The organism is Paraglaciecola sp. MB-3u-78 (assembly GCF_002835935.1).
Lineage (GTDB): Bacteria > Pseudomonadota > Gammaproteobacteria > Enterobacterales > Alteromonadaceae > Paraglaciecola.
This window is the reverse complement of sequence record NZ_PJCF01000047.1, coordinates 1-918: the sequence shown is the minus strand read 5'-3', so window position 1 is coordinate 918 and position 918 is coordinate 1. Positions and strand designations below refer to the sequence as shown.

The 918-nt window shown below is 45.9% G+C and carries 1 protein-coding gene; it reads right to left on the bottom strand.

Annotation, left to right across the window (positions count from 1 at the left end; all coding sequences use genetic code 11):
- Positions 1-514 precede the first annotated feature (514 nt).
- Positions 515-918: FG-GAP-like repeat-containing protein (locus CXF95_RS26250; RefSeq protein WP_198556714.1), on the bottom strand; the 404-nt coding region annotated here is incomplete at its 5' end.

The window sequence follows — 918 nt, the reverse complement described above, 5'->3', positions numbered from 1 at the left end:
AAGACAAAAAAGAGTAAAAGTTGGGCAATAACATTAAGCCGGTCACTCAATAACATTTTAACCATAAAGTGATCGGCTTCGATGTTATTGAGTGATCGGGATGGATGTTATTAGGTGATCGGCATCAATGTTATTAGGTGATCGGGTTGGATGTTAATATGCATCCGTGGCGCATTGCCATGCTGTGGTCCACGAGTACACCTCAATAGTGCCTCGGGTGTTGTATTGTAATAAGCAGCAACATAATGACGATAACCCTCAAAGGATTAGGATGCTTGCGTAATTGATAAGTAAGCGCTACATCAAACCAATCTTCCGGCTCTTGCAGGCCAACGAATGCCGGGTAGCTTATAGCCGCTCAACCATTGGAATACGCCTTGAGCCATCTACTGCTCTACGTAAGGCAACATCGCCATCATTATTTCAGCTCGCGTTTTATTCAGAGTTGTCGTGATAAAAAAAAACGGAAAGGTGAGTTACCTTTCCGCTTTTTATCGTTTAACAGTCTGACCTTCTATTGCGCCAACTGCCAAGTGTTGTCAGTGGGTCTGAGTACACCTTTGTCTTTGATTGTCAGGCCATCCATCAGGTGCACGATGTTTCTAGCCGTGCTTTCATTGCGCCATAACAAGTCTGCCTTACCATCTCCATCGTAATCGCCCATGTCAGCAATTTGCCAGCCCATACCGACCGTATTAATGAGCTCGCTGGCCTTGATTTGACCGCTTTCCATCAAATACGCCCAGTTTCGACCATCCACCTGGTTTCGCAAAATAATGTCATCCGTGCCATCGCCGTCCAAATCCCCGGCCCCGGCTATCGTCCAATCCCCGTTGATAGTATTGAGCACATAACGATTGGCTATCTGGCCATTTGCCATTATCCAGATATAGTTCACACCTGTAGCTTGATTACGCC